This window comes from Actinoalloteichus hoggarensis, from assembly GCF_002234535.1.
Taxonomy (GTDB): Bacteria; Actinomycetota; Actinomycetes; order Mycobacteriales; family Pseudonocardiaceae; genus Actinoalloteichus_A; species Actinoalloteichus_A hoggarensis.
On sequence record NZ_CP022521.1, the window covers coordinates 6,305,363 to 6,320,969 of the forward strand.

Sequence of the window (15,607 nt, forward strand, 5' to 3'; positions counted from 1 at the left end):
CGAATACCGAACGTGATCGCCCTCGGGCGGCCGAACGGCAGGCGCGGTCGGCCGTCGACCACCGACCGCGCGGCTCGACCAGCGTCGGACACCGCCGTGGACCTCGACTCGGTGATCGGTCTCCACCGCCCGCGGCCGAGACCACAGAGGACGCTCGATCGCAGGGCAGTGAGCAGGAACACACGGCGACCCCGTCGTGGGTGTTTCAGCACGTGGACGGCCACGCCGTGACGACGGTCGGCGTCGGCGCCGCACCGCGTGCGGCTCAGTCCCGAGCCTGCCCGGTGGGGTCGCCGATCAGCAGGACGTAGCCGTCCGGGTCCGTCAGCCGGAACTCCCCGGCGGGCATGTGCTCGGGCCGCGTGATCGGTCCGGGATCGAGCCCCAGCTCGGCGAGGCCGCGATGCAGTTCGGCCAGCCCGGTGACGTACAGATAGAAGAGCACGCCTTGCCGATCGCGCTCGATCGGCTCGTCGGCCGCCGCGAGCATGACCCGCGCGGCACCGGAGCCGAGCAGCGCCCAGACGGGGCGACCCCCGTGTTCGACCGACTCCACCAGCGGGAGACCCACGGTCTGATAGAAGCCGATCGAACGCCTGACGTCGCGAACGTGGGCGTAGGAGATGAACGCGGTGACTTCGGACCCGGCCATCCGGCGAGGCTAGGCCGGGTCCCCGACATCTCGAGAGCTCCAGGCGGCACCGAGACCGAACAGGCCGGCGCGGGCCCACCGACCCCGACGACCGAGCAGGAGCCTGCCCGATCTCGTCGAGCCCGCTAGCCGAGCGAGACCGGCACGCTGAAGACCATGCGACTGCGCGGATACTCCGACTGAGTCCAGACTCGCCCGGCCTCCGCCTGGTAGGTGAGGTCCTCCGGTCCGATCGGCAGGCTCGACGAGGTGGCGGTGCCGCCGACCCGGGACCGATAGAGGATGCCCCGAGTGGAGCTGCCTCTGCTCCGATCCACCAGGAAGTCGCCCGCATAGGACGCGACGCCCTGCAGATTGGTGTGCGGGCTCTGGTAGGCGGCGGCCGCCGCGACGACGCCGGACGAGTCGACGGCCAGGCCGTTGCCCGCGACGGGCCATCGGACGAGCCGGGCACCGGCGATGCCGTCGTAGTACTCGCCGGTCACGATCGTCACCGGCGAGGTGCTGCGGTCGACGGCGCCGTAGGAGAAGCACAGCGGCGCGGTCACCGAGGAGACCGGCCTGCTGCACGTGCCGGTCTGCGTGTAGCCGCCGACCTGAGGCAGCACGTAGCGGTAGTCGTGCGCGTAGTACTCCCCGTCGACGAGCCCGATCCTCGCCTTCGTCGGATCGCCCGCCGTGCGCCAGAGCGTGCGCAGATCGAAGACCCGGATGCCCCTGCCGGTGTCCATCACGTAGAGATGGTCGCCCACCCAGGCCACGCCGCCCGCGTGGATGTTCACCGCGCGGAAGTTCGTGTTGCTCGTCGGCTCGACCAGCAGGACGTGCCGGTAGCGGACGTCGGCCGGATCGTCGTAGTCCACGAAGGAGATCCGCACTCCGCGATCGCCGCTCGCGTCGTACCAGCTCGCCAGCATGACGCGCTTCCCGGCGTAGGTGCCGCTCTCCGAAGCGTCCCAGGACGCGGTCAGCCCCTGCGGGTACCAGTCCGGCGTGTTGTCGTCACCGGTCGCCCAGCAGAAGCCCGTCGCGCCGGACACCCCGGTGCCGTGGCACAGCGGTCGACCCGCTCGGTTCGCGTCGGCGAGCACGTCGGCCACGTCCGCCGTCGCCAGCCGATCGTTCAACGAGGCGATACGTGCCGCATAGGTCTCGAAGCCGCCGTTCTCGGCCAGCGAATAGGGCGCGGCGCTGATCTCGGTCAATCGGGTCGGTGCCTGCGCCTGGACTTCCGGCACCGGTGCAGGCGCCGTCCCACCGAGCAGGACGACCGCCGCGGACACCGACCCGATCAGCGACGTGATTCTCTTACGCATCCCCATGACACGTCCTCCAGCACAGCTGGTCGACGACGATGACATCGGAAGTCAAGCGCACCCTGCCGATCGCGGATAGAGCCGTTCGACGTAGTGCGGCGATTGTTGGTTATCTTCCGACGGTCCCCGGACCCGCATTCACCGGGACGTCTCCGCACGAATCCAGTCGAGCACCGACGAATGGCGAGGTCGCCATCCCAGCACCGAACGCGCGAGATCCGAACGGACTCGGCTGTTCGAGGCGAGTGCGTGTCGCGCCACCTCCTCACCCCATTCGGCCGCCGCGCTCTCCTCGTCCCAGCCCCGCGGCTCGCCGAGTCCGAGCGACTCCGCGATGGCGGCGGTCAGCGCGGCGAAGGAGACCTCGCCGTTCTCCACGTAGAAGAAGGAGCCCGCCGCCGCCGAGTCCAGAGCGACGAGGTAGAGGTCGACGAGGTCGTCGATGTGCACCGTCGACCACACGTTGGCCCCCGCACCGACATGCCGGGCGACGCCGCTCTCGCGGGCCTGTCGGATCAGCTCCGGCACCTGGAGGCTGTCTCGACGCAGGCCGCGCCCGGTGCCGTAGATGAGGGAGTTGCACAACACCACGGAGCGGACTCCACGTTCCGCCGCCGCCACCACCGCACGGTCCAACTCGACCCGTGCGATCTTGTCCGGGACAGGGCGGTACTCCGTGGTCTCGGTGAACACCCGGTCGGATGCCTCGCCGCCCGCCTGGTCGCTGACCACGCTCGTACCGCTGGTATGCAGCAGCGGTCGCCCGGTGCCGGCCAGGCCCTCGATGAGCGCGTCGACCGCCGCCCGATGATCACTGCTCGCCGCGTTGACCACAGCGTCGGATCGCGCCGCCTGATCCCGCAACAGCTCGAGATCGTCGAGTTCGCCGCGCAGGGGCGTGATCCCGAAGTCACGCAGCGCCTCGTCCTTCGCCGGGTCCCGGGTGAGACCGGTGACTCGATGCCCCGCGGCGAGCAGGCCTGCCGCGATCGAACCACCGATGTAGCCGGTCACGCCGGTCACGAACACCTCGGACACGCAGACCTCCATTAGTTGCATACGACGGTATTTGCAGACGCCTCATAGTTTTACGCCTGAGTATCGTGACCGGCAAGGGACGGAGGAGAGTTCGTGTCCAGTCACGAGGACGACGTCGAGGTGCGCGCGCAGGGCTGGCGTGCCCTGACCGCGCTGCATGCCAGGCTGGAGGATCGCCTGGAACGCGCGCTCCAGGCGGAGTTCCGGCTCAGCGTCACCGAGTACACCGCGCTCGACGTCCTCAACCGCCAGCACGATCACCACCTGCGGATGAGCAGCCTCGCCGACGCCGTGGTGCTGAGCCAGAGCGCGACGACCCGCCTGGTGAGCAGGCTCGAGGGTCAGGGTCTGCTGTCTCGATACATCTGCGCGACCGATCGACGTGGCATCTACACCGAGGTCACCGAGGCGGGCCGATCGCTGCTGGCCAAGGCCAGGACGGTGCACGATCACACACTGGCGGCGGCGTTGACCGAGGCCGCGGAGCGACCGGAGCTCACGGGACTGGTCGCCGCACTACGCGAGACCGTCTGGGCGCCCGACCGGTAGCCGACCTCAGCGAACTCCGCGTCCCGGCCGCGATCCGCGTCCGGCGGCGACGCCGCGGCCCGGACTCACCGCGCCGCGTCCGGTCGGACACCCTGCTCGGCCACGAAGTCGACGATCAACTCGGCGACCAGATCCGGACGCTCCACCACCAGACCATGACTGGCATCGGCGTCGACCACTCGCAGCAACGGGTTCGCGGCGATAAGCGGGACGACGTCCCGACGCAGTCCGGCCCGATGCGCCGCGGCCAGGGCGTCGAACTCCGGCGGCTGCCCCGGCAGGTTCCTCGTCGCGAGCACGAGCAGGAGCGGGCTGACGGTCTCGGCGAAGACCGGGAGCGAGTCCAGCATCTCGGGTGAGGTCCGAAGACCGCCGGCCAGCTCGGCGCTGGGACGGGTGACGAATCCGTCGCCGTCGGGGGCGAGCGACCGCCGAAACTGCGCGACCATCATCTCCGGCGGCAGCCCCGCCGCCGCCGCGTGCTCGGCCTGCCGGCGGGCGAGGGCGTCCGCCTGCTCCGCCGTGAGATGACTGCCCATGCCCGCGAGCTGGGCATCGAAGAGCGCGGTGAGCGCCGTGAGCGCGGCGTGCAGTTCGTCCGGTGCGATGTCGGCGTAGTGCTCGGTGTCGGTCGTCTGAGACCGATGTCCGTCCAGGCTGATCGCCACGCGATCGGGATGCCGACGAGCCCACCGCCCGGCGAGCATGCCGCCGAGCGAGTGGCCGACCACGGCAGGCCGGTCCAGCCCGAGCGTCGCGATCACCGTGTCGAGATCGTCGAGCGCCGCGTCCCAGTCCCACGGGGCGTCGCCCGAAGCGCCGTGGCCGCGCAGGTCGACGGCGACGACCCGGTGGTGGGCGAGCAGCGGCGGGACGACGAGGTCCCAGGCCAGGAGATTGCCGCCCAGACCGTGGACCAGCAGGATCGGGCAGCCACGCCCGCCGTGGTCTCGCACCGCGATCGGAACCCCGGCGGCGTCGATGGTCAGGTCTCGTGGCGCGTCAGACACGGGAGTCTCCTCGTCCGGAACGGCCGGATCCGTCATCGGATCCGTTGGAGGAGGCGTGCAGGACGGCGAGCCGATCACGCACCGAGTCGGCGGAGACCCCGCCCGCCGGATGTCCGGTCAGCTTCCCACGCCGCACCAGGTCGTGGACGCCTTGACGGGTGATCCCGAGCATGGCCCCCGCCTGGGCGAACGGCACGTTCTCCACGGTGGGGTGACCCAGCCGCCGAGCGGTTACCCTCCCCAGCGGCGTCCGCCACCAGTCCGCGGGCGGGTCGAATCCGGAGTCACCCGGATAGAGCGCGGCGATCAGCCGAGCCAGCACGCCCGAGGCCAGTCGATCGTCCGGCCCGAGCAGCTGAGCCGCCCACACCTCGGCGTCGATTCGCAGTCGCTCGCGCAGCGCGGCGAGAGCGGGTTCGACGGGGAGCAGGATCTCCACCGAGTCGATCAGTCGAGAGGCCACCAGTCGCCGAAGATCCTCGACCAACGCGACGTGGTCTGCGGTCGAATACGCGGTCATCCACGCCTCCTTACTTCACATTGAACGTAAAGTACTTGACATCCATCGTCAAGCAGGTGGCGAGATTCGGGCGCCTGCGGAGGGCTCGAGAGTGCGCCGCCGCGCCGCGGACCATCCGACCAGCGACAGGCGTTGCCCGACGGGCTACTCCCCCACCAGTGGGAACGTCGCCAACGACCGCCAGGAGTCCGGCTCGTACGCGCCCGCCATCAGCCGTACCTCGTCGATGCGCGCCGTGATCGGCAGCTCGGTCGCGATCTCCTCGGCGACCCGACGCAGCGTCGAGAGATCGGCGAGCTGGGCGTCACCCACGGTCAGGTGCGGCACCGGGTCATGGACGCCCGCGTAGGGACGATGCACTGGGAACCGCTCCCAGACCGCGTTCGTGAGCTCACGGAATCGGAGGTCGGGGTCGGGACGCAGCCAGACGAGGTGATCCCCGAACCAGTCCACCTCGGCGAAGGTGCAGTCGAAGGCGGGGACGTCCCGCAGCACCTCGGCCACGGCCTCGATGACCGTCTCGTCGATCTCCGACGGCGGAATGAACGGATACAGCACCGTGACATGCGCCGGTACGCCGCCGACGGCCGACCGGTCCATGATCCGTCGATGGCGGCCGACCACCGGTTCGGCCGAGGGCACCGGAACGATCAGCGCGCTCCTGGTGAGCACGGGCGACGGCGCGTCGGGGATGGCAGTCATGCCGACGATGATCTCAAGCCCACGCAGCACGGGCACGCCACCACCGCACGTCGGACAGCCCGGCGCCGACGCGGATCAGGACCGACACCACGCCCTGCGCCACCCGCCCCGGCCTATCTCGGCGATGGCGGCCATGGGCCGACCGCCGGGTCGGACCGTCGCCGGACCGATGCCCCGGTACGCCGACGAATCGGACAACCACGGCGTCACCCGGACAGATGACACCCTATTGTGTGCACATGACTGCTGTGTTTCTCCTCTGTGGCGTCATCGGCAGTCTGCTGTTCGTCATCACCTTCCTGATCGACGGCGCGACCAGGCCCGGCTACCGCCCAGTTCGCCATCCGGTCAGCGCGCTCGCACTCGGCTCTCGGGGATGGGTGCAGACCACGAACTTCATCGTGTGCGGCCTCCTGATGACGGCAGGCGCACTCGGCATCCTGCTGGCGACGGAGCACCCATGGCTCGCCTTGGCCGCCGCGGTGTTCGGCCTGTCGCTGGTCGCATCCGGCGTCTTCCCGATGGACCCCATGCGCGGCTATCCGCCGGGGACCCCGGAAGGAACGCCGGAAGACACGAGCCGAACCCACGGCCTGCACGACTGGGCGGGCATGGGAGTCTTCGCCGCACTGCCCGTCACCACGTTCATCGCGACTCTGCAGTCGACGGACCTGCTGTCGACCGTCTACTCCGGAGCCACCACCGCGGCGCTGGTCGTACTCTTCTTCTCCTTCGGCCAGGCCTGGGAGAACGACGCGCCGCGCACCGGCCTCATCCAGCGCGTCATGATCATCATCGGCTGGGTCTGGTTCGCGGTCTTCTGCGGCAGTCTCCTGGTCTGATCCCGCCGGGCATCCCGCCTGCTCACCGCCCGCTCGCCGCCGCGGGCGGATCCGAAGCAGAAGGCATCGTGGTCGGTTCGAGCAGTGGGGACCGAGAGCGCCGAGAGCAACGATTCGACGGCCGCAGCCAGTCCGACGGGCCGGGCAGCAGCGGGCTCAAGCCACGTCGCCGAGGCGCTTCCCGTCCAGTAGCCGTCCACCCGGCCAAGCGGAGACACATGGGTGAAACCGGGGAGAAGGCAGGCTCCCTGCGTGTCTCGGTGGGCCGCCCGGGGCTCGAACCCGGAACCTACTGATTAAAAGTCCAAAGTTCACCCGGTCGGAGTACGGCTACCTGGGGCTACGGGCGGCTGGAGGTCGTCGGGAGAGACTCTGGGGGCGGGGTTGGACTGTGGTTATTGGACAGCTTGTTGGACAAGCTGTCCTGGAACGGTCGTCGTCAATCTTCCCGCTTACGGCCACGCGTCCCAGCGGACGAGCGGCTCCGTGGTTCAGCAATATAATCGATAACTGAATCTATTAGCAGCCTAGCCTCAGTGGACGATTTGAACCTTTCAGTTTCAATCACGACACGAAGCCACTCGGCCTTATTCCTGGAAGGAACATCTTTGTGAAATCGTTCCAATTCACCACAGGGTACGACGAATATTCCCAATTCGCGGAGCCCCTGGTCGATTACTCGAAATGAACTTATAGAGTTTCCACTAAGAATCTGAACTCCGTCAGCCTTAAGCCTCCGCCAGCCGGATACCGGACTAACAGACTCTTGTATTTCTTTTATCTCAGAGTTTGAGAGAAACTTGTCCGCGCTTGAATCAAATGCCGCTGCCGTTCTAGCCCTTGCGGCGATCCGATTAACTTTACTTCCCCATCCGGATACAACACTGGAAATCACGTTCCTATGGGTTTTGAAGTGTTCAGGCGTTCCGCCCATGACTGTAACAAGCCGGGAAAAGTCGGCGTCATCCCGAAGGAAATCGATATCGACGATCACTGCCGCCGGGACCCCCGCCGCGATAAGCACGTCGGCCATGCGCGCCATTCTTGATAGTCCGTTTCCGTAGGAAAAATGCACGTTCTTCCTTGCAGCACTTTTCACACCTTCCACATCAGGCTGACTATCGAGTATGGCACGATAGTATGTACAATCAGAGTCCGATTCACATAAAATCGTTCCTTGCGAGAATAGGCCGCCTAGTACGGGATAAAATTTCAGCAAAGGATCGGTGAAAAGCTGCCTCAGGGCACTTGTGTCGATCTGCGAAACGGAGTTTCCGCGATTCGCTCGTGTTATCCGGGATATCGATATATTCTCCGATGACCCCACCGAGGCCACTCCTTTTATTATATCCTCACTGTGAGTGGCAATGATAATTTGCGTACCATTGTTTCGCTGTTCTGACAAAAGTTTGCCAAAAAGGTATGCTTGCGGCGGGTGCAGGAATGCTTCCGGCTCGTCGATGATGACGAGCGGGTACTGGCTTGTTACAATTGGAAGCAACATACCTATGAATGCCCTTACTCCGTCCCCCTGGTCGCGAAGAAGAGGCAGCTCAAATAGCTCGCGCAGGTACTCCTCTGAAGGAGGCATCGTTTCCGGCGAGCTGACATTACCCACATGCAGAGTAATCTCAGACCCGGAGTATCTATTTACTGACAGGGGAAATCCGAATGCTCGTTCCGTCGCTTCGCTAACAGTGCGCTCGATGGTACGATCACTGTACATGCGCTGAGCAGGGAGCGTTGGGTGATCGGTTCTGAGGTTGAACATTTGGCTGTCATTCGACATGGCGAGGCGACCACCTGCGCCAAGAAACAGGCAGTAGGCAGACGTTGCTACCTGACCTATCCCATCTTGCGAGTTCCATATTCTACTAAGGTCACTGTGCGTGATAACTCCTCCTCCCGCTATGAGATAGTTCGTTTCAGAATAAGTGTTACCATTATAATGACCAGCAGGGCGAGCAAGATGCACTTCACTAATGTGCTTAACGAATGAATCGACCGTAGGTCCATATGCCATCTCGTACGATTCAACTACAGTAGTCTTTGGTCGGTATCCAAATGGTTCTCGGTTGATGAGCTCCCAAAGTTCACTCAGCAGCATACTTTTTCCTGAATTGTTGGGGCCTACTATTACGTTGACTCCGCTCACCAGGTCAACGCGATCTCCTGATACCAGATTGACGCTTCTTAGTTGGATGTCCACTCGACCACACCTCTTCTTGTCGGCATTTTTCGAACTAATGTCCCGGTTGATATTATGCACTTTCTTCGGCGGGCGAGGATGCACATGTCGGAACGTTACAGACTGAGCCTGTAGGTGCCTGAGTAAGCTCAAGAGGTGGCCGAACGCAGTGATCGTTTGCGATGGAGAATTCACGGCGAACGCACCGTCTACGACAACCGGTGGGTGAAGCTCAAGCTGGTGGACGTGGAGCCGCCGGACGGCAGCCGGTTTGAGCACCACGTGGTGAAGCTTGACCACGTGGTGATCGCGCTCGTGGTCAACGAGCGTGAGGAGGTGCTGACGCTGTGGCGGTACCGGTTCGCGATCGATCAATGGGGCTATGAGCTGATCGGCGGCCTCGTCGAGGAGGGCGAGGAGTTGGCCGGCACGGCGGCTCGTGAGGTGGAGGAGGAGACGGGGTACCGGCCGGTGGGGGAGCCGGAGCACTTGATCTCGTTCCAGCCGTTGCCGGGGATGGTGGACTCCCCGGTGGACGTCTTCGTGATCCGGGACGTCGAGAAGGTTGGCGAGCCGACCGACGCCGAGGAGGCCGCCCGGTTGGAGTGGATTCCGATCGCGCGGATGGTGGAGCTGGTCGGCCGGGGCGAGGTGTTGGGGGCCGGGGCGATCGTGCCGCTCATGTACTACCTGGCGTCACGCGGCTCCGGTGCTGCCGGTTCCCGGTAGCTCTAGGGCGGTGAGTCGTTGGCGTTGGCGGTCGGAGCCGATCTGTGCGGCGAGGCGCTTCGCTTGGCGGGCGTAGTTCAGGGCCGCGTCGCGGTCGCCTGCGGCGGCGTGGGCGTAGGCGAGATCGACGTACATGCCGGTCTGGCCGCGCACGGCCGCTCTGGGTGACGCGGTCAGCTCCCGCACGGCGTCTTCCAAGTGTTCGATCGCCTCGCGGTCGCCGAGTCGTAGGAGGGCGCTCCCGCGCCAGCGGGCTAGGTTCCCGGCGTCCAGCAGCAGGAACGGCAACGAAGGGTCGGCGGGGTCGTCCGGGAGTGTCGCGGCGGCCTGGTCGAAGGCGCGAAGGGCGTCGTCGTGGCGTCCGACGGCGGCCAGTCCCTCGCCGTGGGCGGCGGCCAGCCACGCGGCCAGCAGCGGCGGAACTCGGTTTCCTGCGACGTCGCGGGCGAACTCCAGCAGCTCGACGGCGGCGGCTGTCTCGCCGAGGTCGATGAGGATCACGGCCTGTTGAGCTGCGGCGTGTGCCAGCAGGTGCGGTGCCTCGGCTTCGCGGGCAGAGACCTTCGCGTCCTCGTGGTATCGCCATGCCTGCAACGCCGAACCCCTGTCCAGGGCTGTCCAGCCCGCAAGGGTGCGGGCGTCGGTGATGAGAGCGGACAGCCGTCGGCGATGCGCGGTGCTCACCGTGAAGTCCCGCAGGTTCTCGATCTGGCTGATGTGGCCGTTGAGTTGATCCAGTACCGCGACGGCACCGAACCTGAGATCCGCGCTGCGGAGGTCGTTGATCTGACGTTGGAACAGATCGAGGGTGCCCGTGTCGAGGTTCCGGGCGATCAGCAGACGGTCCCGTAGTTCCTCGGTTCCCTCGTTGATCGGCATCGGCGGGAATCCGAGTTCTTCGTTAGTCCGGCCGTAGACCTCCCGGAACAGGCGTTGGTAGTCGGGACTGGCGACCTCGTCGCGCCCGTTCTCCCACCGGGAGAGCATCACCTTCAATGCGTTCTCCGAGGCGACGGAGATGTTCAGGCGAAGGGCGCGGCCGATCATCATGCGGATGACGTTGTCCTGTGTGCGACCCTGCTCGCGACGCACGGCAGCGAGCCGTGTCGCTGGTGGCTTCCCGCGCTGTCCTGCCATCGATTCCTCGGCGCTTCCCACCCCGCTGAGCTGCGAAGTTAACTCGACTTAACTCCCACCGGTTAACCGCCGACAATTTCGAACCACCCTGTCCGCGCGGTCTTCTGGTGTCATGCGAAACGCACCGAAGACCGAACAGCGAGAGGATTCGCTAGCCCTTTCTCGGCGGCTTCTCACCTCCCGACCTCTCGACCTCGTTGAGACGGTTGGTCAGCGTCCCTACCTGCGCACGAAGCCCGCGAAGCTCCCGAATGATCGTGTTCAGCAACGGAACCATCGGATCTTCGATCGGGGCCGCGGTGCGATCCGGATTCGGCGGGGTCTGGCCCTGCAATACGGCGGTCAAATGCTGCGGGTGCCAGTCGAGCGCGAGCGAGAGCGCTTCGAGGGTGCGCGGGTTGCGGCGCCGCTGGATTCGGCCCTGCTGAATCTCTCGCACGATCGCCAGCGAGACGCCGGAAGCATCCGCGATCTCTTTCTGTCGCATGGACAGCTCACGCGCCCGAGCGTTGACCGCCTCGGCGACTGCCGCCCAGTCCTCGTTCACGTTCGCCTCCGTGCTCCGCCTCAGCGCTGACGTTAGCGGCCAGGTGGAGCAGATCACGCGGAGAAAGTGCGAATCAGCGGTAATCGGCGATGAATCAACGCTGATGTCAGCGTTATTGGGCGAGGTGAACGAGCAATGACCAGACCTGTCAATATCGCGATGAGTGCGGACACGGGTACTCAGCGCAAGGAAATCGAGTGTCCGACCTTCTACACCGTGCCGGAGGCCGCTCGGCTTCTGCGCGTCGATTCGGCGACCATCTACCGCGCCATCCGGCAGGACGCCTTTCCGGCGGTGCGAGTGCGGACCCGCTACGTGATTCCGGCCCGCGCGGTGACCGAGTTGGCCGAGCGGGCGGCCGAGTCGGGCTCCGTGGTGGACATCGCGGAGTTCGCCGCACAGCGGCGGATGGCGCGGGACTTCGAGCGTGCCGGCGGTGGTGCGTGGTGACCGAGTTCGAGGGCGACGAAGAGCGGTTCGAGGCCATGGCGGCGGAGCTGGACCGGTACGCGGACGTTCCCGACGACGTGCTGTGGCGGGTGGTCACTCGCGACGGCGCGTGCATGGCGACGGCGGCCGAGGGCGACGGACCGGAGTGGATCGGGACGGCGTCCGACGACCGGGAGCTTGCCGCGTCGATCTGCGCGGGCTGCCCGGTGCGACGGGCGTGCTTGGAAGCGGAGTTGCGCACGGCGGGCGCGGCCACGGTCGGCGTATGGGGCGCGATCAACGATGCGGACCGGCGCGCGCTCCTCCCCGTCTGGCTCTCCCGCCGCGAACGGCAGGGTGGAGGCGAGAACGATGGAACTTGATCTGACCGCGACGCATCTTCTCGCCGGTCTCGGCGTGGCTCTCACGCTCGGCCTGGTCTGGCGGGCGGGTGCCCGGCGGGCGCGGGCGGCGGCGGACAAGGCACGCGGCGGAGGTCGGCTCCTGTCGCTCCTGGGGCGGGTCTCCGCGATGTCGGGAGTCATCGTCGGTGTTCAGTGGATCGTCATCACCTACCGGGCGAGTACCCCGGTCCTGCTGGTGGTGCTCGGTCTGCCCGCGTTGTTCGCCGCGTACACGGTGACCCGCGCGCTGACCGTCACCACGTCGGACGTCCCGCGTCGCCGAGGTGATCGGCGATGACCGGGCGAGGATCGGAAGGGGTGGCCGCCGTCGGGCGGCCACCCGCCCCCGGCGGCGGGATCGACGGCGGCCGAGTCGAGCGGCTTGCCCGCGATGCGGAGCAGGCGCGGGAGGTCCGGGCCTACCAGACCCATCCGGATGTCGTGGCCTTGCGCGTCGAGCGGGTCAGAGCCCAGGTGGACCGGCTGTGCTGGACAGGCATCGTGCTCGGGTTGGCGTTCACGATGGCCAACGTTCAGCACTTCGCGGCGGCGGGATCGGCGCCCTGGTCGCTGCCGTGGCTCGCGGCGTGGCTGCTCGATCCGATGGTCTCGCTGGTGTTGATCGCGATCCTGCGCGCCGAGCAGGTGACCGCCCGATACCGAGTTCGCACCGGCCCGTGGGTGCGGCGGGCGAAGTGGTTCACCCTCGCGGCCACCTACGTCATGAACACCTGGGAGTCGTTCGCGGCGGGATCGGTGTCCGGCGTGGTGCTGCACTCCGTGCCGCCGCTCGTGGTGTTCGTGGCCGCCGAGGCGGTCACCGATCTGCGGGACAAGCTCACCGAAGCGGTGAACGTGGCGGTCGGCGACGCGGCCCGCCACGCACCGGAACCGGCCGCCGTGAACCCGCGCACAGCCGAGCCGACGGCCGTTCACAAACCTGCCCAGCGAACGGCAGCGAGACGGCGGCGCGACGGCGGCCGGACGTCGTTCGCGGACTACCTCGCCCGTGCTCGGCACGCCTGGTCGCCCGACGTCCAGATCAGTCCGGCCTGGGTCCGTGGGGTCACCGGCTGCTCGCGGGGCCTCTCCTCTCGGCTGGCCGCCGCCCTGACGGCCGAACTCGCCGAGCACAACGCCACCGACACACCGGGAGGTGACCCGTCATGAGCGCCGAGCAGGACGTGAGACCGCTCCCGGAATCCGGGGAGGAGCCCGTGAACGGCGAGACAGCCGAGGCCGGTGCCTCGCTCGCACACCGTTCACCAGCCGATCTGGTGAACGCCCCGGTGGACGACGAACCGACGGCCGACGCTTCGCCGAGTCGGTTCCGCTGGGCACGGCGTGCGTGGGCCTGGTGGACGCGCTCCCCACGAATCCCCGCGGTGCTGAAGGATCGAGCCCAGTTCGGCCAGGCGGTCAAGGACGCGGTGGTGCGGCTGCTGCGTTCGCCGCTGGTCTACCTCCGTGCCGTCGTGCGCGGCCTGGTCGCCGCTGTGCGGTGGTGGCGTTCCTGGGTTCGGGTGCGGGACTACCGGGAGGCCGCCGAGCAGGCCGAGAAGCTGGCCGACAAGTTCCGAGAGATCCGCGAGCTGACCCTGTTCCGATGGAAGGTCACCGGCGTTGCCGCCGTCCTGGTGGCGGCGGCCGGTCTGGTGCTCGGCCTGGTCTGGGGGCCGGGTGCCTTCTGGATCGCGGGCGGCCTCGTGTCGGTGGCATTCGCGGTGCTGGGCAGACGCAAGGACGGCAGCCCAGGACGAAGACCGACGTTGGCCGGTCCGCGCGGGCTGACGTGGACGATGGACCCGCAAGTCCTGGTGGACGCCTTCCGCGACGCGAAGCTGATCGGTAAGGACGAGACCTTGCGACTCGTCGAACGAGCCGTCCGACAGGGCGACGGATGGGCGGTCACCGTGGACCTGCCCGCGACCCGCAAGGCCGCCGACGTGATCAAGAACCGAGAGGCGTTGGCCTCCGCGCTGGCCGTCGACGAGATTCAACTCGTCGTCGAACGGGTGCGCGGCAGCGGCGGTCACGCCGGTCGGGTGGCGATGTGGGTCGCCGATGACGACCCCTACGCCGCACCGCCGGTACGGACGCCGCTGCTGACCGTGTCGCACTGGGATGCGTGGCGGCCGGTGCCCTTCGGCCGGGACGCGCGCGGGCGGCGGATCGACCTGCCGTTGGTGTGGACGTCGGTACTCATGGGCGCGATCCCCCGGCAGGGCAAGACCTTCGCCGCACGACTCGCGGCCGCCGGCCTCATCCTCGATCCACACACCCGGCTGTATGTCGCGGACTTCAAGGCGGGCAAGGACTGGGAGGCAGCGACGAAGATCGCACACCGCTTCCGGTCCGGGGACGAGGTCGACGACGTCCTGTCGCTGATCGACTGGCTTGCCGAGCTGGTCGCCGAGGTTCAAGGCCGCTACCGGCGGATGCGTGACCTTGACGACGTGACCTGTCCCGAGTCGAAGGTGACACCGGAGATGTCCCGCGATCCCGCCCTGAACATGCCGATCACGGCCGTGATCATCGATGAGGTGCAGGTGCCGCTGGAGCTTCGCGAGCCGGTCGACGTCGCCGGGAAGACCGTCGCGGCGGGCGAGTATGTGGGCGAACTGCTCACCTGGCTGGCCAAGAAGGGGCCTGCGGCGGGCGTCGTCCTCATCCTCGCCACCCAACGGCCGGACACCAAGACGATCCCCTCCGGCCTGCGGGCGGTGTTGGGATCACGGTTCGCGCTGCGGGTGATGGACTGGCGGGACAGCAACATCGTCTTAGGCGAGCAGATGAACACGCGCGGGTACGACAGCAGCCGATTGCTGTCCTCCCACAAGGGCGTCGGCATCCTGCGGCCGGACGGCGAGACACAGGCCGGTGTGGACGCTCTCGCCGTCACCGTGCGGACGTACTACATGCCGAACGAGGACTGGCAGGCCGTGTGCAGGCACGGGCGGACGCTCCGCGAGGCGGCCGGGACACTGACCGGCCACGCGGCGGGGTGCGACACCGTGCCCAGGGTCGACCGGGCCGCCGCCGCTCGTGCGGTCGGCGGCCGAACGGCGCGGGCCGAGGCCGAGCGGGTGGAGCAGACGGAGACGCCCGAACCGCTGGCGTCGGTGGTGGCCTACCTCGCGGAAGATCTCGACGCGCGGCAACGTGAGTTCGTACCGACCGCCGAACTCACGGCCGCACTGGGCATCGAGCCCACCGCTTTCGGCGCGCGGATGCGGGAGCTGGGCTGCCGACCGACCCGCGAACGGGTACCGACCGCCGAGGGCGTCCGGCAGGTACGCGGGTATCTGCTCGCGGACATCACGGCGGCAGTCGAGGCCGCTCGCGACTCGGCGGTGTGGGATGCCGAGGTGATCGAGGATGAGGAGTCGTGACCCGTCACAGCGCGGCGCGGTGACCCGTCACGCCGTCACAGGAGGTGTGACGGGACGAGAACCTAGCCTGAGCTGTGCGAACAGCCCGCCGTGACGGGTGTGACGGGTGACGGGTAGACCCGTCACCCGTCACGATTCCTCTTCCACGAGGC

17 protein-coding genes are annotated in these 15,607 nt (G+C 67.3%); 8 read left to right on the plus strand and 9 right to left on the minus strand.

Going from position 1 to position 15,607, the window contains the following annotated elements; all coding sequences use genetic code 11:
• Window positions 1-265: 265 nt before the first annotated feature.
• The 3 genes from AHOG_RS26840 to AHOG_RS26850 all read right to left on the minus strand — a co-directional run bounded on the left by AHOG_RS26840 (window position 266) and on the right by AHOG_RS26850 (window position 3,006).
• Window positions 266-652, minus strand: a complete 387-nt coding sequence (locus AHOG_RS26840) for a VOC family protein (protein ID WP_093943792.1) — start codon at window positions 650-652, stop codon at window positions 266-268.
• A 125-nt stretch (window positions 653-777) separates the two neighbouring features.
• Complete coding sequence (locus AHOG_RS26845) at window positions 778-1,968, minus strand: hypothetical protein (protein ID WP_245856464.1); 1,191 nt, start codon at window positions 1,966-1,968, stop codon at window positions 778-780.
• Between the two features lie 138 nt (window positions 1,969-2,106).
• A complete protein-coding gene (locus AHOG_RS26850; RefSeq protein WP_211290500.1) occupies window positions 2,107-3,006 on the minus strand; it encodes an NAD-dependent epimerase/dehydratase family protein in 900 nt (299 codons plus the stop codon).
• Between the two features lie 93 nt (window positions 3,007-3,099).
• On the opposite strand from AHOG_RS26850, the gene AHOG_RS26855 reads away from it, so the two are divergent.
• Window positions 3,100-3,555, plus strand: a complete 456-nt coding sequence (locus AHOG_RS26855; protein WP_093943794.1) for a MarR family winged helix-turn-helix transcriptional regulator — start codon at window positions 3,100-3,102, stop codon at window positions 3,553-3,555.
• Between the two features lie 65 nt (window positions 3,556-3,620).
• Here the strand turns inward: AHOG_RS26855 and AHOG_RS26860 are convergent, their stop codons facing one another.
• The 3 genes from AHOG_RS26860 to AHOG_RS26870 all read right to left on the minus strand — a co-directional run bounded on the left by AHOG_RS26860 (window position 3,621) and on the right by AHOG_RS26870 (window position 5,787).
• Entirely contained in the window at window positions 3,621-4,565 is a 945-nt protein-coding gene (locus tag AHOG_RS26860) for an alpha/beta fold hydrolase (RefSeq protein WP_157737063.1), read from the minus strand.
• On the minus strand, window positions 4,558-5,085 hold the full coding sequence (locus AHOG_RS26865) for a hypothetical protein (RefSeq protein WP_093943796.1): 528 nt from the start codon (window positions 5,083-5,085) through the stop codon (window positions 4,558-4,560). Before AHOG_RS26865 ends, AHOG_RS26860 begins: the two co-directional genes overlap by 8 nt.
• A gap of 144 nt (window positions 5,086-5,229) precedes the next feature.
• The gene (locus AHOG_RS26870) at window positions 5,230-5,787 is read right to left on the minus strand and encodes a 2'-5' RNA ligase family protein (RefSeq protein ID WP_093944853.1); all 558 of its coding nucleotides are present in this window, start codon (window positions 5,785-5,787) and stop codon (window positions 5,230-5,232) included.
• 239 nt (window positions 5,788-6,026) lie between these two features.
• Here AHOG_RS26870 and AHOG_RS26875 point away from each other — a divergent pair, with 239 nt between their 5' ends.
• Window positions 6,027-6,629 (plus strand): DUF998 domain-containing protein, encoded by a 603-nt coding sequence (locus tag AHOG_RS26875; protein WP_093943797.1) that lies wholly within the window; start codon window positions 6,027-6,029, stop codon window positions 6,627-6,629.
• A gap of 439 nt (window positions 6,630-7,068) precedes the next feature.
• Here the strand turns inward: AHOG_RS26875 and AHOG_RS26880 are convergent, their stop codons facing one another.
• Window positions 7,069-8,838, minus strand: coding sequence for an ATP-dependent nuclease (locus tag AHOG_RS26880; protein WP_157737064.1), 1,770 nt, complete (start codon window positions 8,836-8,838; stop codon window positions 7,069-7,071).
• Window positions 8,839-8,973: 135 nt separating this feature from the next.
• On the opposite strand from AHOG_RS26880, the gene AHOG_RS26885 reads away from it, so the two are divergent.
• On the plus strand, window positions 8,974-9,546 hold the full coding sequence (locus AHOG_RS26885) for an NUDIX hydrolase (RefSeq protein WP_093943798.1): 573 nt from the start codon (window positions 8,974-8,976) through the stop codon (window positions 9,544-9,546).
• On the opposite strand, the gene AHOG_RS26890 is transcribed toward AHOG_RS26885, so the two are convergent.
• Complete coding sequence (locus tag AHOG_RS26890; RefSeq protein ID WP_245856465.1) at window positions 9,514-10,596, minus strand: tetratricopeptide repeat protein; 1,083 nt, start codon at window positions 10,594-10,596, stop codon at window positions 9,514-9,516. The two genes, AHOG_RS26885 and AHOG_RS26890, sit on opposite strands and share 33 nt — an antisense overlap.
• A 238-nt stretch (window positions 10,597-10,834) precedes the next feature.
• Window positions 10,835-11,230, minus strand: coding sequence for a helix-turn-helix domain-containing protein (locus AHOG_RS26895; RefSeq protein WP_093943799.1), 396 nt, complete (start codon window positions 11,228-11,230; stop codon window positions 10,835-10,837).
• Between the two features lie 135 nt (window positions 11,231-11,365).
• Here AHOG_RS26895 and AHOG_RS26900 point away from each other — a divergent pair, with 135 nt between their 5' ends.
• The 5 genes from AHOG_RS26900 to AHOG_RS26920 are packed head-to-tail and all read left to right on the plus strand — an operon-like array spanning window position 11,366 to window position 15,455.
• Window positions 11,366-11,680, plus strand: a complete 315-nt coding sequence (locus AHOG_RS26900) for a helix-turn-helix domain-containing protein (RefSeq protein ID WP_245856466.1) — start codon at window positions 11,366-11,368, stop codon at window positions 11,678-11,680.
• A complete protein-coding gene (locus AHOG_RS26905) occupies window positions 11,677-12,042 on the plus strand; it encodes a WhiB family transcriptional regulator (RefSeq protein ID WP_245856467.1) in 366 nt (121 codons plus the stop codon). Before AHOG_RS26900 ends, AHOG_RS26905 begins: the two co-directional genes overlap by 4 nt.
• Complete coding sequence (locus AHOG_RS26910; protein WP_093943801.1) at window positions 12,032-12,361, plus strand: hypothetical protein; 330 nt, start codon at window positions 12,032-12,034, stop codon at window positions 12,359-12,361. The genes AHOG_RS26905 and AHOG_RS26910 overlap by 11 nt, the downstream gene beginning before the upstream one ends.
• Entirely contained in the window at window positions 12,358-13,233 is an 876-nt protein-coding gene (locus AHOG_RS26915) for a hypothetical protein (protein ID WP_093943802.1), read from the plus strand. The genes AHOG_RS26910 and AHOG_RS26915 overlap by 4 nt, the downstream gene beginning before the upstream one ends.
• Window positions 13,230-15,455, plus strand: a complete 2,226-nt coding sequence (locus tag AHOG_RS26920) for an FtsK/SpoIIIE domain-containing protein (RefSeq protein ID WP_093943803.1) — start codon at window positions 13,230-13,232, stop codon at window positions 15,453-15,455. The genes AHOG_RS26915 and AHOG_RS26920 overlap by 4 nt, the downstream gene beginning before the upstream one ends.
• Window positions 15,456-15,607: the final 152 nt, after the last annotated feature.